Source organism: Kitasatospora sp. NPDC058115 (assembly GCF_042884635.1).
Lineage (GTDB): Bacteria > Actinomycetota > Actinomycetes > Streptomycetales > Streptomycetaceae > Kitasatospora.
The window spans coordinates 57,765-76,486 of sequence record NZ_JBHVTL010000002.1; the positions used below are offsets into that span (position 1 = coordinate 57,765).

The 18,722-nt window shown below is 75.0% G+C and carries 20 protein-coding genes; 9 read left to right on the top strand and 11 right to left on the bottom strand.

What is annotated here, in order from left to right; all coding sequences use genetic code 11:
* Nucleotides 1-35: 35 nt before the first annotated feature.
* Nucleotides 36-803 carry a type I methionyl aminopeptidase gene (map, locus tag ACFVVL_RS02185; RefSeq protein WP_380294281.1) on the bottom strand — a complete coding sequence of 256 codons (768 nt, stop codon included), beginning with the start codon at nt 801-803 and terminating at the stop codon, nt 36-38.
* A 113-nt stretch (nt 804-916) separates the two neighbouring features.
* Between map and ACFVVL_RS02190 the strand changes: the two genes are divergently transcribed.
* Entirely contained in the window at nt 917-1,186 is a 270-nt protein-coding gene (locus ACFVVL_RS02190; RefSeq protein WP_380294280.1) for a helix-turn-helix domain-containing protein, read from the top strand.
* A gap of 48 nt (nt 1,187-1,234) precedes the next feature.
* Here the strand turns inward: ACFVVL_RS02190 and ACFVVL_RS02195 are convergent, their stop codons facing one another.
* From ACFVVL_RS02195 to ACFVVL_RS02215, 5 genes are all read right to left on the bottom strand, one after another.
* Nucleotides 1,235-2,005 carry an SDR family NAD(P)-dependent oxidoreductase gene (locus ACFVVL_RS02195; RefSeq protein ID WP_380294279.1) on the bottom strand — a complete coding sequence of 257 codons (771 nt, stop codon included), beginning with the start codon at nt 2,003-2,005 and terminating at the stop codon, nt 1,235-1,237.
* A 91-nt stretch (nt 2,006-2,096) separates the two neighbouring features.
* A complete protein-coding gene (locus ACFVVL_RS02200) occupies nt 2,097-2,687 on the bottom strand; it encodes a TetR/AcrR family transcriptional regulator (protein WP_380294278.1) in 591 nt (196 codons plus the stop codon).
* Nucleotides 2,688-2,754: 67 nt separating this feature from the next.
* The gene (locus tag ACFVVL_RS02205) at nt 2,755-3,051 is read right to left on the bottom strand and encodes an MTH1187 family thiamine-binding protein (protein ID WP_380294277.1); all 297 of its coding nucleotides are present in this window, start codon (nt 3,049-3,051) and stop codon (nt 2,755-2,757) included.
* A 90-nt stretch (nt 3,052-3,141) separates the two neighbouring features.
* Nucleotides 3,142-4,656 carry a SulP family inorganic anion transporter gene (locus ACFVVL_RS02210; RefSeq protein ID WP_387671104.1) on the bottom strand — a complete coding sequence of 505 codons (1,515 nt, stop codon included), beginning with the start codon at nt 4,654-4,656 and terminating at the stop codon, nt 3,142-3,144.
* Nucleotides 4,657-4,739: 83 nt separating this feature from the next.
* Nucleotides 4,740-4,916, bottom strand: coding sequence for a hypothetical protein (locus ACFVVL_RS02215; RefSeq protein WP_387670708.1), 177 nt, complete (start codon nt 4,914-4,916; stop codon nt 4,740-4,742).
* A gap of 542 nt (nt 4,917-5,458) precedes the next feature.
* Between ACFVVL_RS02215 and ACFVVL_RS02220 the strand changes: the two genes are divergently transcribed.
* Nucleotides 5,459-5,977, top strand: a complete 519-nt coding sequence (locus ACFVVL_RS02220) for a pyridoxamine 5'-phosphate oxidase family protein (RefSeq protein WP_387670710.1) — start codon at nt 5,459-5,461, stop codon at nt 5,975-5,977.
* Nucleotides 5,978-6,072: 95 nt separating this feature from the next.
* Entirely contained in the window at nt 6,073-6,561 is a 489-nt protein-coding gene (locus ACFVVL_RS02225) for a glutathione peroxidase (protein ID WP_380294274.1), read from the top strand.
* 51 nt (nt 6,562-6,612) lie between these two features.
* Here the strand turns inward: ACFVVL_RS02225 and ACFVVL_RS02230 are convergent, their stop codons facing one another.
* Nucleotides 6,613-7,533: a LysR family transcriptional regulator gene (locus ACFVVL_RS02230; RefSeq protein ID WP_387670712.1), complete on the bottom strand. Its 921-nt coding sequence runs from the start codon at nt 7,531-7,533 to the stop codon at nt 6,613-6,615.
* 96 nt (nt 7,534-7,629) lie between these two features.
* Here ACFVVL_RS02230 and ACFVVL_RS02235 point away from each other — a divergent pair, with 96 nt between their 5' ends.
* The 3 genes from ACFVVL_RS02235 to ACFVVL_RS02245 are packed head-to-tail and all read left to right on the top strand — an operon-like array spanning nt 7,630 to nt 11,011.
* Complete coding sequence (locus ACFVVL_RS02235) at nt 7,630-8,334, top strand: succinate dehydrogenase cytochrome b subunit (protein WP_380294272.1); 705 nt, start codon at nt 7,630-7,632, stop codon at nt 8,332-8,334.
* Nucleotides 8,331-10,277: a fumarate reductase/succinate dehydrogenase flavoprotein subunit gene (locus tag ACFVVL_RS02240; RefSeq protein ID WP_380294270.1), complete on the top strand. Its 1,947-nt coding sequence runs from the start codon at nt 8,331-8,333 to the stop codon at nt 10,275-10,277. Before ACFVVL_RS02235 ends, ACFVVL_RS02240 begins: the two co-directional genes overlap by 4 nt.
* Complete coding sequence (locus ACFVVL_RS02245) at nt 10,274-11,011, top strand: succinate dehydrogenase/fumarate reductase iron-sulfur subunit (protein WP_380294269.1); 738 nt, start codon at nt 10,274-10,276, stop codon at nt 11,009-11,011. The genes ACFVVL_RS02240 and ACFVVL_RS02245 overlap by 4 nt, the downstream gene beginning before the upstream one ends.
* Before the next feature lie 56 nt (nt 11,012-11,067).
* Here ACFVVL_RS02245 and ACFVVL_RS02250 read toward each other — a convergent pair whose 3' ends face one another.
* Together ACFVVL_RS02250 and ACFVVL_RS02255 are read right to left on the bottom strand one after the other, a co-directional pair.
* Complete coding sequence (locus ACFVVL_RS02250; RefSeq protein ID WP_380297956.1) at nt 11,068-12,843, bottom strand: sulfatase; 1,776 nt, start codon at nt 12,841-12,843, stop codon at nt 11,068-11,070.
* The gene (locus ACFVVL_RS02255) at nt 12,840-13,451 is read right to left on the bottom strand and encodes a helix-turn-helix transcriptional regulator (protein ID WP_387670715.1); all 612 of its coding nucleotides are present in this window, start codon (nt 13,449-13,451) and stop codon (nt 12,840-12,842) included. The genes ACFVVL_RS02250 and ACFVVL_RS02255 overlap by 4 nt, the downstream gene beginning before the upstream one ends.
* A gap of 89 nt (nt 13,452-13,540) precedes the next feature.
* Between ACFVVL_RS02255 and ACFVVL_RS02260 the strand changes: the two genes are divergently transcribed.
* A complete protein-coding gene (locus ACFVVL_RS02260) occupies nt 13,541-14,554 on the top strand; it encodes a formylglycine-generating enzyme family protein (RefSeq protein WP_387670717.1) in 1,014 nt (337 codons plus the stop codon).
* 329 nt (nt 14,555-14,883) lie between these two features.
* Nucleotides 14,884-15,186: a hypothetical protein gene (locus tag ACFVVL_RS02265; protein ID WP_380297950.1), complete on the top strand. Its 303-nt coding sequence runs from the start codon at nt 14,884-14,886 to the stop codon at nt 15,184-15,186.
* A gap of 12 nt (nt 15,187-15,198) precedes the next feature.
* Here ACFVVL_RS02265 and ACFVVL_RS02270 read toward each other — a convergent pair whose 3' ends face one another.
* Entirely contained in the window at nt 15,199-16,131 is a 933-nt protein-coding gene (locus tag ACFVVL_RS02270) for an alpha/beta fold hydrolase (RefSeq protein WP_387670719.1), read from the bottom strand.
* 114 nt (nt 16,132-16,245) lie between these two features.
* Nucleotides 16,246-17,154: a DUF2797 domain-containing protein gene (locus tag ACFVVL_RS02275; protein WP_387670721.1), complete on the bottom strand. Its 909-nt coding sequence runs from the start codon at nt 17,152-17,154 to the stop codon at nt 16,246-16,248.
* A gap of 138 nt (nt 17,155-17,292) precedes the next feature.
* On the opposite strand from ACFVVL_RS02275, the gene ACFVVL_RS02280 reads away from it, so the two are divergent.
* A complete protein-coding gene (locus ACFVVL_RS02280) occupies nt 17,293-18,675 on the top strand; it encodes a HEAT repeat domain-containing protein (protein WP_387670723.1) in 1,383 nt (460 codons plus the stop codon).
* Nucleotides 18,676-18,722: the final 47 nt, after the last annotated feature.

The window sequence follows — 18,722 nt, forward strand, 5'->3', positions numbered from 1 at the left end:
CGTTCGCCCGAAAGGGGGTCAAGCCGGCCCCGCGGTCACGGGAGGGTGAGGATGCGGGGTCCGTCCTCGGTGATGGCGACGGTGTGCTCGACGTGGGCGGCGCGGCTGCCGTCGGTGGTGCGCAGGGTCCAGCCGTCGGGGTCGGTGGTGTGGGTGTCGGTGCCGCCGGCGATGAGCATGGGTTCGACGGCCAGGACCAGGCCGGGCTTCAGGGGGTAGCCGCGGCCGGGACGGCCCTCGTTGGGCAGGTGCGGGTCCTCGTGCATCCGGCGGCCGATGCCGTGGCCGCCGTAGCCCTCCAGCAGTCCGTAGCGCGCGGTGCGGGCGACGGTGCCGACCGCGTGGGCGATGTCCCCGGTGCGGTGGCCGGCCACCGCCGCCGCGATGCCCGCCTCCAGGGCGCGGCGGGTGGTGTCGATCAGGCGGAGGTCCTCGGGGCGGGGCGTGCCGACGGTGAAGCTGACGGCGGCGTCGCCGGCCCAGCCGTCCAGCACGGCGCCGCAGTCGATGCTGACCAGGTCGCCGTCGCGCAGCCGGTAGCCGTCGGGGATGCCGTGCACCACGGCGTCGTTGACGGAGGCGCAGATGACGGCCGGGAAGGGCACCGGGGCGAAGGCCGGGCGGTAGCCGAGGAACGGGGAGGTGGCTCCCGCGTCGCGCAGCACCGCCCGGGCCGTCTCGTCCAGTTCCAGCAGGCTCACCCCGACGCCGGCCGCCCGTTCCACCGCGGCCAGCGCCGTGGCGACCACCCGCCCGGCCTCGCGCATCGCGGCGAGCGCCGCCTCCGACTTGAGCTCCACCACGGGGTCCTCCGACCGGCTCGATCCAATTCTTATACCGGTATTTGTATCACGGTTCGGAGGGCATGCCGGGGCACGCCGGGTCGCCCCGGCCGCCGTGGCCTACCATCGGGGGCATGGTGAGGACTCCGCTGACTCCCGGGGAACGCGAGCGCGGCGAGCGCTTCGGCGCACTGCTGCGCGAGGCGCGGGGCGAGCGCAGCATGGTGGAGGTGGCGGCGGCGGCCGGGGTGTCGGCCGAGACGCTGCGCAAGATCGAGACCGGACGGGCCCCGACGCCCGCGTTCTTCACCGTCGCGGCGCTGGCGTACGCGCTCGGGCTCTCGCTGGACGAGCTGGCCGCCGCCTGCGCGGCCCCGGCCGAGGACGAGGCGCTGTCGGCCTGACCGGCGGCCGGCCCGGGCAGCGGCTCAGGCAGCGGCCCGGGCGGCGGCTCAGGCGGTGACGCCGCCGTCGAGGACGAGGTCGGCGCCGACGGTGAAGGCCGACTCCTCGGAGGCGAGGTGGAGGACGGCGGCGGCGACCTCCTCGACGGCACCGGCGCGCCCGGCCGGGACGCTGCCCTTCATCCGGTCCGCCTTGTCGGCGGCGCTCTCGCCGGGCCGGGAGGACATCGTGGTGTCGATCGGGCCGGGGCTGACCAGGTTGATCCGCACGCCCTCGCCGATGTGGTCGCGGGCGGCGGCCCGGGTCAGGGTGGCCACGGCGGCCTTGGAGACGGCGTAGGCGCCGATGTTCTCGACCCGCAGGTGGGTGCCGAGGTTCGAGGAGATGTTGACGATCGCCCCGCCGCCGTTGGCGCGCAGCTGGGCGATCTGGTGCTTCATCGCGTACCAGGTGCCGGTGAGGTTGATGTCGATCAGCCGCTGCCACTCCTCGTCGGCGACGTCCGCGATCGGGCCGACGCCGCCGAAGACACCGGCGTTGTTGACCGCGACGTCCAGGGCGCCGAAGTGCTCGACGGTCTCCCGGACCAGCCGGGCGGCGTCGGCGGCGTCGGACACCGAGCCGGTCAGGGCGACGGCGGTGCCGCCCTCGCGTTCGACCAGGGCGACGGTCTCGGCGAGGGCGCTCGCGGTGCGGCCGGCGACGGCGACGCGGGCGCCCTCGCGGGCGAAGGCGAGGGCGACGGCGCGGCCGATGCCACTGCCGCCACCGGTGACCAGGACGGACTTGCCGGTGAAGCGGGTGGTGCTGCGGGTCATCTGAGTGCTCCTCGATCGAGGGTCTATATTGACCGTTCGGTTCAGAATAGAGACAGCAAAAAACACCGGGACGGGCATCCCCGACGGCGGGTCAGTCCAGCAGCGCGAGGGCCTGCTCGGCGGCGTCCCCCAGCCGGGCCGAGCCGTCACCGGCCTTGCCGATCACCCGCATGCCCTGGAACAGCACCAGCAGCATCCGGGCGATCGCCTGCGGGTCGCGCCCCTCGGGCAGTTCACCCTGGGCCCGTGCCCGCACCAGCGCCGCGGTCAGGACGGTCTCCAGGTGGAGCAGACTGGCCTCCACCCGGCGGGCGGCGTCCTGGTCGTGCGGGGCGAGTTCCACCGCGGTGTTGGTGACGAAGCAGCCGCGGCGCGGGCCGCCCTCGCCGTCCGCGGCGGACTCGCCGGCGAACCGGCGGACCAGGGCGCGGACGGCCGGGAGGACCGGGCCGGGCTGCGACAGCTCGGCCAGCAGCGCGGGTTGCTGCTGCCGGCCGTAGCGCTCCAGCGCGCGCAGGTACAGCTCGCGCTTGCTGCCGAAGGTGGCGTAGATGCTGGCGCGGGCGATGCCCAGGTGGTCGACCAGGTCGGCCATCGACGTGGCCTCGTAGCCGCACCGCCAGAACAGCTCCAGGGCCGACTGGAGTGCGGCCTCGGGGTCGAATTCCTTGGTGCGCGCCATGTCTGAAAGGTAGTCGATTCCAGATCGGTCGGTCAAGAAAGGGTCGGGGCGCGGGGCGCGCGACGGTTCAGCCCCCGGCGAGGTGGCGTTCCACCGAGGCGACCTTGGCGGTGAGGCCGTCGGTGACCCCGGCCCGGTCGTCGATCTTGATGACGGTGCTGACCCGGCCACTATAGGCCTTCACCGCCTCGATCGCTTCCCGGATCACCGGCATCACCTCGTCCCACTCCCCCTCGACGCTGGTGAACATGGCGTCCGTGCGGTTGGGCAGCCCGCTCGCGCGGACCACCCTGACGGCGGCGGCGACCGCCTCCCCGACGTCCTCGCCGACCCCGAGCGGGGTGACCGAAAAGGCTGCGATCACGGCTGCGTCTCCTCCCAGTACGGCCCGACGGCGGCCCGGCCGGCCACCGGTCTCCGGGCCACCAGGCTAGGGTGTTTCTCCTGGACGGGTTCAGACGACGGTCGGCAGCGGCGGGTCGACCGCCAGCGGGGCGGAGCTGCGGGCGCGGTGCTGCGCCGCCCAGGCGGCGAGGGCGACCGTGCAGGCGTGGTCGAGATGGCGCAGCCCGGACCAGTCGAGCTCGACCGGTCGGTCCGCCGGGAGGCGTTCGAGGGTGTCCAGCAGCCGGGGCAGCCGCAGGAAGGTGGCATTGCCGCTCAGCCGCACCCGCAGCGGGCGCTGCCCGGCGCCGGGCAGCGGCGCCGGCTCCTCCACGGCGATCTGCAGGTGGGAGGTCTGCCAGGCGGACTTGACGACGGCGAGGCCGATGCCGATCAGCACCCCCTCGAACAGATCGGTGACGATGACCGAGACGGTGGTGACGACGAGCACCGCCGCCTCGCCGCGGTGGTCGCGGCAGAGCGCGGCGGCCCTGCGCACGGGGATCAGCTTGGCGCCCGCGTGGACCAGGACGGCGGCCAGCGCGGTCAGCGGGACGAGACCGAGCACACCCGGCAGCAGGGCGGTGAACAGCAGCAGCCAGCCGCCGTGCAGCACCCGGGAGGCCTTGCTGCGGGCACCGGCCTGGACGTTGGTCGCGCTGCGCACGATCACGGCCGTCATCGGCAGCGCGCCGAGCAGTCCGCAGAGGGCGTTGCCGACGCCCTGGGCGGTGAGCTCGCGGTCGTAGTGGGTGCGCGGGCCGTGGTGCATCCGGTCGACGGCGGCGGCACTGAAGAGGGTCTCGGCGGAGGCGATCAGGGTGAAGGCCAGGACGGTGCCGACGCCGGCCGTGGTGGCCAGGGCGCCGAGCGCGGCGCGGTCGGGCAGCTGGACGACGTCGAGCAGGCCGGCCACCTCGACCCGGGCCACCGGCAGGTCGGCGACGGCGGTGACGGCGGCGGCCAGGCCGACGGCGCCGAGCGGGCCGGGCAGGGCGCGGGCGAGACGCGGCGGCAGGTACGTCCAGGCCACCAGCACGAGCAGGGTGGCCGTGCCGAGCGCCACCGCCGCGGGCGTGGCGGCCCCGGTGACGGCGTCGCGCAGCAGCACGGGCAGGCCGGCGATCTTCTCCGGCCCCGTCCCGGGGGCACGGCGGTCGGCGAGCGCGTACAGCTGGCCGAGCAGCAGCGTCAGGCCGATGCCGGCCAGCATGCCGTGCACCACGGAGGCCGACATCGCGCGGAACCATCGGCCCAACCGCAGGGCTCCCATGGCGAGTTGGAGCAGTCCGGTGAGCAGGACGAGGACACCGAGGGCGCCCGCGCCGTACTCCTGGACGGCCTCGTGGACGAGGACGGTCAGACCGGCGGCCGGGCCGCTGACCTGGAGGCTGCTGCCGGGCAGCGCGCCGACCAGCAGGCCGCCGACGATGCCGGTGACCAGGCCGAGTTCGGCGGGCACCCCGGAGGCGACGGCGACGCCGACGCAGAGCGGGAGCGCGACCAGGAAGACCACCAGCGAGGCGGGCAGGTCGTGGCGCCAGGGCACGGCGCGCAGGACGGCGGCCGGGGAGGCGTGGCGCAGCGTGCGGCGGGGGCGGGCGCGACCGGGCGGGGCGCTGTGGCGCGGCGCGGCGGGCGGGCGCTTGCGCGGGCGGGGCAGGCCGTTCACCGGCGCACCGCCGGGGAGTCGGCGCGGGCGGCGCAGACGCGGACGGCGGGCACGGGGACGGCGGGCAGGGGGACGGCGGGCAGGGGGACGATGCGCACGGGGTGGGGAGCGGCGGACGCGGTGGCGGGAGCGGAAGCGGCGGGGCAGGCGGGCAGGGCACGGCGTCGAGGCATCGGGAGGTTCCTTCCGCGCACCCGGCGCGGCGGCGCGCCGCGGGCGGCGCATCGCTGCGGGTGCGTTGCTGCGGGGTGCGTTGCTGCTGGTGACTGCGGTGCTGCGATGGCGGCTGGGACGCGCGGGACGGGCCGGCCGGCGCGGCGGGCGTGCTGCCCGGAACCCGGCGGCCGGAGCTCCCCCGCTCCCCCGACGGTCCCGAACCCCCTTGCCGTGACCCGGTGTTGAACATGGCAACCATGACGGGTCCGGCGTGCCACCGACGGTACCCAGCACCCCGGAGCCGGCCAACCTCGCACACCGACCCTTCACGCGAGCGACACAAGGGGGGCGCTTCCGGGCCGGAATCCCGGCCTCCTGCGGGTACGCACGTTCGCCCGTCGAGCAGCCGGTCGACCCGCGCCCGCCCGCCGCCCCGCGCCCGCCCCGGCACCTCCGGGCGTTCCGGCCGCAGGCGGTACGGGTACGTACCAAGAACCGCCCGCGCGCGACGGCCGCGCGCGGGCCTTTCCCACCCGGGAGGCCCACCGTGTCCTTCGCGATGACCCGTTCCCAGTGCGAACGCTTCCTGGCCGCCGTGCACGTCGGCGTCCTGTCCGTCGCCGGCGCGGAGGCCGGCCAGGCCCCGCTGACCGTGCCGATCTGGTACTCCTACCGCCCCGGCGGACTGATCACCGTACTGACCGGGCGGGAATCCGCCAAGGCGCGCCGGATCCGGGCGGCCGGCCGGTTCACGCTCTGCGCCCAGCAGGAGGAGCCGCCCTGCCGGTACGTGAGCGTGGCGGGACCGGTGGTCGCGATCGAGGACCACGTCGACCCGGACGAGCGCGCCGCACTGGCCCACCGCTACCTGCCGCCCGCCACGGCCGCCGCCTACCTGGTGGCCACCGCCGAGCAGCTGACGGCGGACATCACCGTGCGGATGCGGCCCGAGCGGTGGCTGAGCGCCGACTTCTCCGTCGTCACCGAGCAGATAGCCGCCCTGGAACGGTCGACGCCGCGGCGCCCGGACCCCGGGCCCGGCCGCGGACCGGAACACCCGGCGTCCGGGCGCGGTTGAGCAGGTGGGCGGGCCGGACGGGATACCGTACCCGCGCGGGCCCGCCCGCCGCACCGCACCACCGACGACGACCTCCTCCGAAGGGGCACCCCACCGTGAGCCTGTACGACATCCCGCTGCGCACGCTGTCCGGCGAGGCCGCCTCGCTGGCCGACTACAAGGGGAAGGCGCTGCTGATCGTCAACGTCGCCTCCCGGTGCGGCCTGACCCCGCAGTACGCCGGCCTGGAGCGGCTCCAGGAGCGCTACGCGAGCCGCGGCTTCACCGTGCTGGGCTTCCCCTCCAACCAGTTCGCCGGGCAGGAGCCGGGCAGCGCGGAGGAGATCCAGACCTTCTGCTCCACCACCTACGGCGTGACCTTCCCGCTGTTCGAGAAGACCGACGTGAACGGCGAGGACCGCCACCCGCTCTACGCGCGGCTGACCGGGACGGCCGACGCCGAGGGCCAGGCCGGGGACGTGGCCTGGAACTTCGAGAAGTTCGTCATCGGCCCCGACGGCACCGTGACCGCCCGGATCCGGCCGCGCACCGAGCCGGAGGCGGACGAGGTGATCGCCGCGATCGAGGCCGTGCTGCCCAGCTGACCGCACGCCCGCCGGGGCCCGCGGCGCAGCACGCGCCCCGGGCCCCGGCGCCTAGAGCAACAGCTCGGTCCCCGGCGGGAGTTCGCCGTCCCGTGCGGCATCGTGCAGATGGGCCAGCAGGGTCGCCCGCAGCGCCTCGGCGGCCCGGGTGGGCGGCACCTCGTGGCCGTGCGCGACGGCGATGGTGCGGCCCAGGCCGCGGCCGGCGAACGGGGTCACCGCCAGGCCCGAGCGGTGCGCGACCATGCCCGGCAGCACGGCCGGCCCGAGCCCGGCCCGGACGAAGCCGAGCACGGCGTCCATCTCCCCGCCCTCGACGGCGAACTCCGGCTCGAAGCCGGCCTCCCGGCAGGCCGCGAGGGTGGCCTCGCGCACGTCGTAGCCCTCCCGGAACATCACCAGCGGCCATCCGCGCAGCTCGGCCACCCGCACCGTGCGCCGGGCCCGGCGCTCCGCCGAGACCAGCACCAGGTCCTCGTGCAGCAGCTCGGTGACGGCCAGCGCCGGCTCCTCCTCCCCGCGCGGCGGGGTGATGATCAGCGCGAGGTCCAGCTCCCCCGCCACCAGGGAGCGCACCAGGTCCCGCGAGCCGCCCTCGCGCACCATCAGCGCCACGCCCGGGTAGCGGTCCCGGAACACCCGCAGCACGTCCGGCACCAGGCTGGTGCACAGGCTCGGCGGCGCACCGAGCCGTACCCGGCCGCGGCGCAGCTGCACGGTCTCCTGGACGGCCAGGCGGGCGCTCTCGGTGTCGGCGAGGATGCGCCGGGCGAGCGGCAGCAGGGCGTCCCCGGCATCGGTCAGCGCGATGTTGCCGCGGGTGCGGTGGAACAGCTCGGCGCCCAACTCCCGCTCCAGCGCCCGGATCTGTTGCGAGAGTGACGGCTGGGCGACATGGGCCGCCTCCGCCGCGCGGGTGAAGTGGCGGGTCTCGGCGACGGCCACGAAGTAGCGGAGTTGCTGGAGCTGCACCCTGCCAGGATAGGCCGCACCGATAGGAAGCGCCTATGGTGACCAGCCGCATCATGTCTTGGACGCACCGTAGCCCGCCTCCTTACCGTTGTCGCCATGACAACCGCGACTCGGACGGCCCGGCACCCGTCCACCCTGGGGACCCTGTGGCGGTCGACCGTCGGCAAGAAGGCGGTCATGGCCGTCAGCGGACTGGTCATGCTGCTGTACCTGGTCGCCCACATGCTGGGCAACCTCAAGGTCTTCTTCGGGCCGGACGACATCAACGGCTACGCGGCCTGGCTGCGCACCCTCGGGCAGCCCTTCCTCGGGCACGAGTGGTTCCTGTGGATCGCCCGGGCGGGCCTGCTGGCCGCCGTCGTGCTGCACGGGGTCGCCGCGTACCAGCTGAGCCGGCGCGACCTCGCCGCCCGGCCGAGCAAGTACGCCCACCAGCGGCGGCGGGCGAGCTACGCGACCCGGACGATGCGCTGGGGCGGGGTGATCCTGGCGCTGTTCATCGTCTGGCACATCCTGGACCTCACCACGCTGACCGTGAACCCCAACGCCGAGCACGGCCGGGTGTACCAGAACATCGTGGCGTCCTTCGGGAACTGGTACTCCTGCGTGATCTACATCGTCGCGATGCTCGCCGTCGGCCTGCACATCCGGCACGGCTTCTGGAGCGCGGCGCAGACCCTCGGCGCCAACAACGCCCGCCGTGACCGCGCGCTGAAGCTCACCGCCAACGGCCTGGCGCTGCTGCTGACCGCGGGCTTCCTGTCCGTCCCCGTGGCCGTGATGACCGGAGTGGTGAGTTGAGCGAGTACCCGGACTACACCGTCGGCGACCCGATCGCCGACACCCGCGCCCCCGAGGGGCCGATCGAGCAGCGCTGGGACCAGCGGCGCTTCGAGGCCAAGCTGGTCAACCCGGCGAACCGGCGCAAGCACACGGTCATTGTGGTCGGCACCGGCCTGGCGGGCGGCGCGGCCGGCGCCACGCTGGCCGAGCAGGGGTACCACGTCGTCCAGTTCTGCTTCCAGGACTCCCCCCGGCGGGCCCACTCGATCGCCGCCCAGGGCGGCATCAACGCCGCCAAGAACTACCGCAACGACGGCGACTCGGTCCGGCGGCTGTTCTACGACACGGTCAAGGGCGGCGACTTCCGCGCCCGCGAGTCCAACGTCCACCGCCTGGCCCAGGTGTCGGTGGAGATCATCGACCAGTGCGTGGCGCAGGGCGTGCCGTTCGCCCGTGAGTACGGCGGTCTGCTGGACACCCGCTCGTTCGGCGGGGTGCAGGTCTCCCGGACGTTCTACGCCCGCGGCCAGACCGGCCAGCAGCTGCTGCTCGGCGCCTACCAGGCGCTGTCGCGGCAGATCGCCGCCGGGAACGTGGAGATGCACGCCCGCACCGAGATGCTGGACCTGCTGGTGGTCGACGGCCGGGCGCGCGGCATCGTCGCCCGGGACCTGGTCACCGGCGAGATCACCAGCCACACCGCCGACGCCGTGGTGCTGGCCTCCGGCGGCTACGGCAACGTCTTCTACCTCTCCACCAACGCCAAGAACTCCAACGCCACCGCGATCTGGCGGGCGCACCGGCGCGGCGCGTACTTCGCCAACCCGTGCTTCACCCAGATCCACCCGACGTGCATCCCGCGCTCCGGCGACCACCAGTCCAAGCTCACCCTGATGAGCGAGTCGCTGCGCAACGACGGCCGGATCTGGGTGCCCAGGGCCAAGGGCGACACCCGGCCGGCGGCCGAGATCCCCGAGGAGGAGCGGGACTACTACCTGGAGCGGATCTACCCGGCCTTCGGCAACCTGGTGCCGCGCGACATCGCCTCCCGGGCCGCCAAGAACGTCTGCGACGAGGGCCGCGGCGTCGGCCCCGGCGGGCAGGGCGTCTACCTGGACTTCGCCGACGCCATCCGCCGGCTGGGGCGGGACGCGGTGGAGGCCAAGTACGGCAACCTGTTCGAGATGTACGAGCGGATCACCGCCGAGGACCCGTACCGGGTGCCGATGCGGATCTTCCCGGCGATCCACTACACGATGGGCGGGCTCTGGGTCGACTACGACCTGCAGACCACGATCCCGGGCCTGTTCGCGATCGGCGAGGCCAACTTCTCCGACCACGGCGCCAACCGGCTCGGTGCCAGCGCGCTCATGCAGGGCCTGGCCGACGGCTACTTCGTGCTGCCGCCGGTGCTCAACGACTACCTGGCCCGCGAGAAGCTGCCCGCCGTCCCGGCCGGCCACGAGGAGATCGCCGCGGCGGAGGCCGAGGTCGCCGACCGGCTCAACCTCATCCTCGCCGTGGACGGCGACCGCACGCCCGACTCCTTCCACCGCGAGCTGGGCGAGCTGCTCTGGGACGAGTGCGGCATGGCCCGCGACGAGGCCGGGCTGCGCCGCGCGCTGGAGCGGATCCCGAAGCTGCGGGACGAGTTCTGGCGCCGGATCAAGGTGCCCGGCACCGGCCAGGAGCTCAACCAGTCGCTGGAGAAGGCCAACCGGCTCGTCGACTACTTCGAGCTGGCCGAGCTGATGTGCCTGGACGCGCTGCACCGCGCCGAGTCCTGCGGCGGCCACTTCCGCACCGAGAGCCAGACGGCCGACGGCGAGGCCGCCCGGCGCGACGAGGAGTTCTCCTACGCCGCCGCCTGGGAGTTCACCGCCACCGGGCAGGCACCGGTGCTGCACCGCGAGCACCTCGACTTCGAGTACGTCCACCCCACCCAGCGGAGCTACGCGTGAACCTCACCCTTCGGATCTGGCGCCAGGCGGGCCCCGACACGCCCGGCTCGATGACCACCTACCAGGTCAGCGGGATCAGCCCGGACATGTCCTTCCTGGAGATGCTGGACACCCTCAACGAGGAGCTGATCACCCGGGGCGACACCCCCGTCGCCTTCGACCACGACTGCCGCGAGGGCATCTGCGGCGCCTGCGGCATGGTCATCAACGGCCAGGCGCACGGCCCCGAGCGGACCACCACCTGCCAGCTGCACATGCGGCACTTCCGGGACGGCGACACCATCGACGTCGAGCCGTGGCGGGCGGCGGCCTTCCCGGTGGTCAAGGACCTGGTGGTGGACCGTTCCGCCTTCGACCGGATCATCGGCGCGGGCGGCTACATCACCGCCCCGACCGGCAGCGCCCCCGAGGCGCACGCCACGCCCGTCCCCAAGGAGGCCGCCGACACCGCGTTCGAGCACGCCGAGTGCATCGGCTGCGGGGCGTGCGTGGCGGCCTGCCCGAACGGGTCGGCGATGCTCTTCACCTCCGCCAAGGTGGTCCACCTCAACGTGCTGCCGCAGGGCGCGCCGGAGCGGAGGTCCCGGGTGCGCGACATGGTGGCCACGATGGACGCCGAGGGCTTCGGCGGCTGCACCAACACCGGCGAGTGCGCGACGGCCTGCCCCAAGGGCATCCCGCTGCCGAGCATCGCCGCGATGAACCGCGAGTTCCTGCGCAGCTCGCTGGGCTGACGCCGCGCCGACGGCGCCCCTCCCCGGCCGGGGAGGGGCGCCGTCGGCGTGCGCGGCTACGCCTCGGCCGGCAGCGCGGCCAGGGTGGCGGCGAGGGCGTGCAGGTCCGCGGGACGCACGGACGGCCCCATGGCGGCGAGCCGGAACGGGGAGAGCCCGCCGAGCATCGCCTGCAGGCCGGGGTTGGCCAGCATCGGCAGCCGGTCCAGGACGGCCCCGCGCGCGCCCTCGTGGGCCAGCAGGGCGCGCAGCGGGGTGTGCACCGAGAGCGGGGCCTCGGCGAAGTCCTCGGCGTTCGGCAGCGGCTCGGCGGCGGCGAGCGCCTGCGGCCGCTGGGCGCGGGCCAGCAGGTGCCCGGCGGTGACCGGCCCCTCGGCGGGCAGGCCGAGCCGTTCGAACTGGTCGGCGGGCGCGTCGCCCTCCCGCAGCGCCTCGGTGAGCAGGGTGGCCATCCGCAGTTCCAGCGCGTCGTCGACCAGCGGGTTCTCCTGCCCCGGGTCGGTCTCCAGGTCGAAGAGCAGGGTGCCGAAGGCGTACGGGTTGCCCCAGGAGTCGGCCGGCATCCGCAGCACGGGCACGCCCTTGGTGAACGGCAGCGGCTCGGCCAGGGTGGCGCCGGCCAGCTCCCGCGGGGTGAAGTGGCCCCGCATGTGGGTGGGCATCAGGGTGTGCTCGTACAGCGGCCGGTTGGACGGGTCCTTGCAGGCGCGCATGTAGACGTGGCGGCCGTCGGTGATGCTGACGTGACCGCCGAAGACGCCGAACAGGCCGTGCCGGCGGACCGGGGTGTCGTGGGCGACCGTGCCGGCCAGCGGGCGGCCCTGCATGTCGGGGGTACGCGGGACGTCGAAGTACTCCAGCAGGGTCGGCCCGAGGTCGACGGTCTGGACGAGGGAGGCGCGCCGTCCGGTGGCCCGGCTGCGCGGGTCCCAGACGAACAGCGGGGTGTGGATGTTCTCGTCGTACCAGGGCTGGACGTTCTTGCCCCACCAGCCGCGCTCGCCGAGCAGCAGGCCGTGGTCGGTGCAGACGATCAGCAGGGTGTCGTCCCACAGGCCGTGCTCGTCGAAGGCGTCCAGGACGCGGCCGAGCGAGTCGTCGCACATGGTGAGCAGCGCGGCGTACTCGTTGCGGGCGTGCTCGACGGCCTCCGGGCTCTCGGTGACGCGCTTGTAGTCGGGCCAGTCGAAGTGCGGGCCGTCCCAGTCGTGCGGGTAATGCTTCTTGTGCTCGGCGTAGGAGTAGAACGGCTCGTGCGGGTCGAAGCACTCGATCTGCAGGAACCAGCGGTCCTGCTCGCGGTTGGTGGCGATGAACTCCAGGCCGGCGTCGAAGGTGCGGGTCTGCGGGTGGTCGGCGACGTCGGCCAGGTACTGGCGGTTGACCCAGTCCTGGCGCCAGGCCGGGCCCTCGCGCCAGGAGAGCGTCGCGGGGACGTCCGGGTCGGCGACGTGGCCCTTCCACTTGTCGCCCTCCTGGCCGCGGAAGAACTCGTAGCTGTCGTAGCGGTTGTGGTAGGTGGCGCCGCCGTCCTCCCAGTAGTGCTGGTGGTCGGTGACCAGGTGGGTGTAGACGCCCGCCTTGCTCAGCAGGTCCGGGACGGAGTCGTCGAAGGGCTCCAGCGGGCCCCAGGAGCGGTGCAGGAAGTTGTAGCGGCCGGTGTGCATCTCGCGGCGGGCCGGCATGCAGGGCATGGAGCCGCCGTAGCAGTTGTCGAAGGTCGCGGCGCGGGCGGCGAGGCGGGCGAAGTTCGGGGCGACGGTCCAGTCGCAGCCGTAGGGCGGCAGGAACCGCCGGTTGAGGCTGTCGAACATGACCAGGACGGCTTTCACCGGGGCGTCTCCTCGGGGGCGGTGGCGGGGGCGGGGTTGGCGGTGGGGACGGTTCCGTCGGCGAGCAGCCGGCGGACGTGCTCCAGCCAGTCGAGCCATGCGTCGACGGCGGAGGTGCCGTAGGCGTGGGTGAGCTCGCGGATCATCCGCAGCCGCCGGGCGTCGGCCTCCGGCGTGCCCTCGGGGAGGGCCAGTGTGCGGTCCCGGGGGCGCATGACCGCCACCTGGCGGCGGCGGTAGGCGAGCTCGGTGTCGACCAGCGGGAGCAGCTGCTCCGGTGCGAGCTGGGCGGAGCAGTAGAACCGGGCCATGAAGTCCGGGTCCTGGAAGCGGCTGGTCGGCCGGTACGGGGAGCGGGCCTCGCGGATCAGCTCGGCCCGCCCGGCGTCGGTCAGCCGGTAGACCTTGGCGTCCGGGCGCCCGTCGCGCGGGTCGGTCTCGTAGACCACCCAGCCCTGCTCGGCCATCCGCTTGAGCAGCCGGTAGATCTGGCTGGGGTGGGCGTTGGAGCGGACGAACTGCCCCTCCCCCGCGAGCCACTCCTTGAGGTCCCAGCCGCTGCGCGGATGGAGGGCCAGCAGGCCCAGCAGGACGTGGTCGAACTTCACCGGATGCCCTCTTCCCCGGCTCCCGCCGGCGCCTCGGATGCTTGCTAGGTGCATTCTCACCTAGGTGCAAAGTGCTATAGCTTGGGCCCATGAGTCAACCCCGCGCCGCCCGCGCCTGCTGCCTGCCGTCCGCCCCGGCCGGGGCCGGGCCCGTCCCGCTGCCGCCGCCCGGGACGGCGGCGCGGCGGCCCGGGCACCCCCGGACGGCGCTGCCCGGCGGGGTGTTCGCGATGGGGGACGCCTTCGGGGAGGGCTGTCCGGCGGACGGCGAGACGCCCGTGCACGAGGTGGAGCTGGCGCCGTTCAGCATCGACACCGAGCCGGTCACCACCGCCCGGTTCGCCGTCTTCGTCGAGGCCACCGGCCACCGCACCGACGCCGAACGGGCCGGTTCCTCCGCCGTCTTCCACCTGTTCGTCCTCGCCGACCCCGCCGATGTGCTCGGCCGCTCCCCCGCCGCGCCCTGGTGGGTGGAGGTGCGCGGCGCCGACTGGCGCCACCCCTACGGCCCGCTCGGCGACGCCGGGGACCTCCAGGACCACCCCGTGGTGCACGTCAGCCACCGCGACGCGCTCGCCTACTGCCGCTGGGCCGGGAGCCGGCTGCCCACCGAGGCCGAGTGGGAGTACGCCGCCCGGGGCCCGCTGGCCGGGCGCCGCTACCCCTGGGGCGACGAGCTGCGCCCGGACGGCGCGCACCGCTGCCGGATCTGGCAGGGCCGTTTCCCCGACCTGCCGACCGGCGAGGACGGCTGGTTCGCGACCGCGCCGGTCGGCACGTACCCGCCGAACGGCTTCGGCCTGGTGGACGTGGCCGGGAACGTCTGGGAGTGGTGCGCCGACCGCTTCGACCCCGGTTACTACGCCCGCTCGCCGCGCTTCGACCCGCGCGGGCCCGGGGCCGACGGGACCGACGGGGGCGGCGGGGGCGACGGGGACGGCGGGGGCGCGGGCGGGAGCGGCGACGGGGACCGGCGGGTGCTGCGGGGCGGCTCGTACCTGTGCCACGACTCCTACTGCAACCGCTACCGGGTGGCCGCGCGCACCGGCAACACCCCGGACTCCACCAGCGGCAACTGCGGCTTCCGGACGGTGGCCTGCTGACCTGGGGCGCGCACAGGGGCGCGCACCGCACCAGGGGGCGCCATCGAACGTTCGCACGCGGCGTGCGGCGCGCCGACACGCGCCCCGCTTCTTCGACTGTTCGTCAGGTCCGGTGCTGACCGGTCGGGTTTCGCGCTACCGTGGTCCCCGCCGCGAAGGAGTGTGCATATGCCCGAGGTCCAGTCCTGCTCCGGTTGCGGCGGGTCCGGGGGGACCCAGAAGACCGAAGCCACGGTCGAACGGGACGAGGAAGGGAGCATGGTGCCCAGGATCCACGTCTACTGGTCACCGTGCCGTCGGTGCCACGGATCCGGAACGGTGATCGTCGGATGAGGCTGGTCTTCGAGTGCGTCGAGTGCGGTAGCCACTACCTGCCGCCGGAGGCGATGGCGTACCCCGACGGGCCCGCCTCGCCGATCTGGTGCACGGGGTGCCAGACGGCGAAGCGCGCGGCCGGGGTCCGGGAGGATCCGCTGCTGGCGCGGGTGGCGCTGGCGGCCGCCCGGGCGGCGAGCGCCAGGACGGCCGCCGAGGAGCCCGCCGCACCGCGCGCCGACGTCCGGCCCTCGCGCCCCCCGGTCTCACGGCGGGGCCGCTCCGGGCCGGGCGTGCTGCGCGGCAAGCTCGCCTGACCGCCCCGCGGTTCAGCGCCCGACCGCGCCGTCCGTCTCCGCGAGGAAGCGCAGGAGGTGGTCGGCGACCGCGTCCGGGGCGTCCTCCGGGCTGTAGTGGCCGGCGCCCGGCAGTTCGACCACCCGGCCGTCCGGGAAGGCCTCCCGGAACAGCGGCAGGAAGTGCCGGGCGTTCAGCGTCCGGTCCGCGGTCCCCCACAGCGCCAGCGCCGGGACGGCCGCCAGCGCGGCGCGGGCCGCCGCGTCCGGCTCCTCGAAGCGGTGCGCGCCGGTGGCGAAGCCCTTCACCCAGCCGATCGCGCCCACGCTCTCGGCCGGGGTCGGGAACGGGGCGCCGTACGCGCGCAGCCAGGTGTCGGTGGCGAGGGCGGGGTTCTCGAAGCCGTTCAGCCTGAGCATGCTGAGCACGGTGACGTCCAGGGCGCCGAGCACCGCCTCCAGCGTGCCGTCGGCGTGCGCCCGGGCGGTCCAGCGGAACCACGGGGAGTCGGCGGCGTTGGCGGCCAGCGCGTCGCCGAGGCCGGGCTGCCCGAACGGGGTGGGGCCGTTGACACCGACCACCCGGGCGATCAACCCGGGCCGGCGGGCCGCGAGGCCCATGCCGACCGGACCGCCGAAGTCGTGGCCGACGAGGGTGACCGCCCGCAGCCCGAGGTCCAGGACGAGCGCCTCCAGGTTGTCGACGTGGTCCTGCAGCCGGTAGTCGCGCCCGGCGGGCGTGGCGCTCTTGCCGAAGCCCATGTGGTCGGGGACGACGACCCGGTGGGTGGGCGCGAGGCGGCGCACGAGGTCCCGGAAGAGGTAGCCCCAGGTGGGCTCGCCGTGCAGGCAGAGGACGACCGGGCCGGCGCCCTCGTCGACGTAGTGCATCGGGAAGCCGGGGGCGGTGCTGAAGTGCGGGCGGTAGGGGAAGGTGGCGTCGAAGGTCTCGTGGGCGGGGATCATGGCGGGCCTCTCGCGCGGGACGGTGGCGAAGCTGCGGTAGCAAAGTGAAACCAGGCAGGCCCGAGCCTAGGGGTGCTGGTTTTTATATGCAACTGCCGCCGGTGGCCCGCCGGGTCAGAACAGCGCCTCCTGGGTGTCCGGCTCGGCCGGGCGGACCCGCTCGCTCAGCGCCAGCCCCGCGGACGGCCGCCCGGCCGCCGGGGCCAGCGTCCAGCCGGTCAGCAGCCGGGTGTCCAGCAGCAGTGGCGCGCCGCCGTCCGGCTGGTCGAGCAGCAGGTGCCGGCCGATCGGCGGGCGCAGCCGCCCGGCCAGCACCGCGCCGTCCGCGAGAGCCTCGACCGCCCGGTAGACGGCGGGGGCGCCCTCGGTCAGCCCGAAGACCCCGACGTGGTCGGTGACCGGGTGGTCCGCCAGCAGCTCCACCCCGTGTCCGCACAGCAGTTCGTGCGCCCGGGCCCGCGCGTCGGTGAGCAGCGCGCGGCGGTGGTCCGCGTCGCCGTGCTCCCACCAGTGGTCCACCTTCACCCGGCTCTTGAACCGCTCCCGGGCCAACCCGGAGGCGGCCACGGTCAGTTCGGCCCGCCGGACGGCGGGCAGCGCGCCCCGGGCGGCGAACGTCCAGGCCAGCGCGCCCTGTTCGAGCAGCCGGCTGGTGCCGCGCTGCTCGGCGGTGAGGCCGACCTTGAGCAGCCCCTCGCCGAACCAGGCAAGGTAGAGCCGGTAGGTGCGGCCGTCGTCGAGGATCTGGTCCCGGGCCAGCGCCAGCCCCCGGTCCACGCTCTGGCAGGACGCGCACTGCACGGCGGCGCCGTCCGGCGCGATCACGGCGTGGTGCGGGCAGGGCGTGCGCTCGTCCTGGCCCGCCAGCCAGGCCCCGGTGCACCGGCGCGGCCCGCCGAGCAGCCAGCCGACCTCGACCCCCGGCAGCACCTCGCGCTCGTGCACCCGGCGCCCGTGCACCGCGCTCAGCACCGCCCGCCCGTCGCGCCACCCCAGCCCGGTGGAGACCCATCCGCCCGACACGCTCACCCGCACCTCACCCCGCCGCACACCGGTCCGAGCCCCCGAGGCTACCTCCGGTCACCGACGGCCGGGAAAATGCCGGGCACGACCGATCGCCGCCGCGCTACCCTTCCGCCCGACGGTCCACCAGGGGGGTTCGTGGCGGGGGAACAGCGGGCGGCGGAGCGGCGGCTGATGGCGGAGCGGCGGCTGGTGGCGGCCGTCATCGCGCGGAACGCCGCCGCGGTGCGGGCCTGCCTGGAGGAGGGCGCCGATCCGGACACCCGCGGGCCCGACGGGCTGCCCCTGCTCTGCCTCGCGGTGGCGGGGTTCGACCACGCGACGGCCGAGGCGCTGACCGACGCCGACCCCGGCGCCGACCCCGACCGCGAGCTGCCGGACGGCACCACGCCGCTGCTGCGGGCCGTCGACCTCGGCTCACCGGCCCTGGTCGAGGCCGTGCTCGGCAAGGACCCCGCCCTGCGGATCCCCGCCCCGGCGCGGCAGCGCCTGCTCGACCTCGCCCGGCGCCGGTACGAGACCGGCGAGGAGGAGGAGCTGCGCCGCCGCACCGGGGCCGACGGACCGGCCGTACGGCGGCGGATGCGGGACGGCGACCACGTGCAGGCCGAGGAGGTCGCGCCGGGCAGGCATGCCGTCCGGGCCGGCCACGGCAGCGTCCTCACTCTCCTGGAGCAGCGGTTCGGCGTCCTCCCGCCCGTCGCGGAGGTGGTGGCGCGCGGGATCCGCCGCCCGGACGACGACGACGCGTGGTTCACCGCCGCGCACGCCCTCGCGGGTCGCCGGAGCGAACGGGCCCGGTCCGAGCTCGCGTCGTTGCGGCACCACCCCGATCCCGTCCGCCGTCTGTTCCTCGCCGAGGTCCTGTGGCACCGCGTCCTCCTGGCCGGCGCCGTCATGGACGGCTCCGACAGCACGCGGGACGTCGGGATGCTGGCGGCCTGGGCGTTCGACGAACCCGACGGCCGGGTGCTCGGCAGGGTCCTCGCGGCCCTCCTCGGCCGCCGCCACCCCGCCGGGGAGACCCTCGGCCTGCGCCACGCCGGCCACCCGGATCCCCGGGTCCGCCGCGAGGTCCCGTACCTGCTGAGCCCGGAGCTGACCGGACCGGGCGAGGCCGCCACCGCCGCACTGCTCGTCCTGGCCGACGACCCGGACGGTGCCGTGCGGGCCTCCGTCGCCGACGCCCTGGAGACACCGGGCGTGTTCGCGCCGGACGTCCGGGAGGCACTGCTGCGCCTGCTCCGGGATTCGGACCTCGCCGTGCGGGCCCGCGCGGCCGCCACCCTCGCCGGGTCGGGCGACCGGACGGCCGCGGTGACCGAGGCCCTCGCCGCACTGCTGGACGAGGAGCACCGGACGCTGCGGCTGGAGGCCGCCTACGCGCTCGCGCGGCGGGACGATCCGCGCACCGAGGACGCCTACGCCCGGGTCGGACCGCTCGGCCCCGGGTTCGAGCACGACCACCGGGTGAGCGCCCACTGGCAGTACCGGTCGCGCAACCGGCCCGGCGGGCACTGACCGGGCCCCGTCGCCCGCCCGGAAGCCGGATGCCGGCTCCCGGACGG

Excerpts from the sequence above, each read along its gene's own strand:
- ACFVVL_RS02235 (WP_380294272.1), top strand. The coding sequence starts at position 7,630 with ATGACAACCGCGACTCGGACGGCCCGGCACCCGTCCACCCTGGGGACC.
- ACFVVL_RS02270 (WP_387670719.1), bottom strand. The coding sequence starts at position 16,131 with ATGATCCCCGCCCACGAGACCTTCGACGCCACCTTCCCCTACCGCCCG.
- ACFVVL_RS02195 (WP_380294279.1), bottom strand. The coding sequence starts at position 2,005 with ATGACCCGCAGCACCACCCGCTTCACCGGCAAGTCCGTCCTGGTCACC.
- ACFVVL_RS02260 (WP_387670717.1), top strand. The coding sequence starts at position 13,541 with ATGAGTCAACCCCGCGCCGCCCGCGCCTGCTGCCTGCCGTCCGCCCCG.
- ACFVVL_RS02265 (WP_380297950.1), top strand. The coding sequence starts at position 14,884 with ATGAGGCTGGTCTTCGAGTGCGTCGAGTGCGGTAGCCACTACCTGCCG.
- ACFVVL_RS02215 (WP_387670708.1), bottom strand. The coding sequence starts at position 4,916 with ATGCCTCGACGCCGTGCCCTGCCCGCCTGCCCCGCCGCTTCCGCTCCC.
- ACFVVL_RS02200 (WP_380294278.1), bottom strand. The coding sequence starts at position 2,687 with ATGGCGCGCACCAAGGAATTCGACCCCGAGGCCGCACTCCAGTCGGCC.
- ACFVVL_RS02220 (WP_387670710.1), top strand. The coding sequence starts at position 5,459 with ATGACCCGTTCCCAGTGCGAACGCTTCCTGGCCGCCGTGCACGTCGGC.
- ACFVVL_RS02190 (WP_380294280.1), top strand. The coding sequence starts at position 917 with ATGGTGAGGACTCCGCTGACTCCCGGGGAACGCGAGCGCGGCGAGCGC.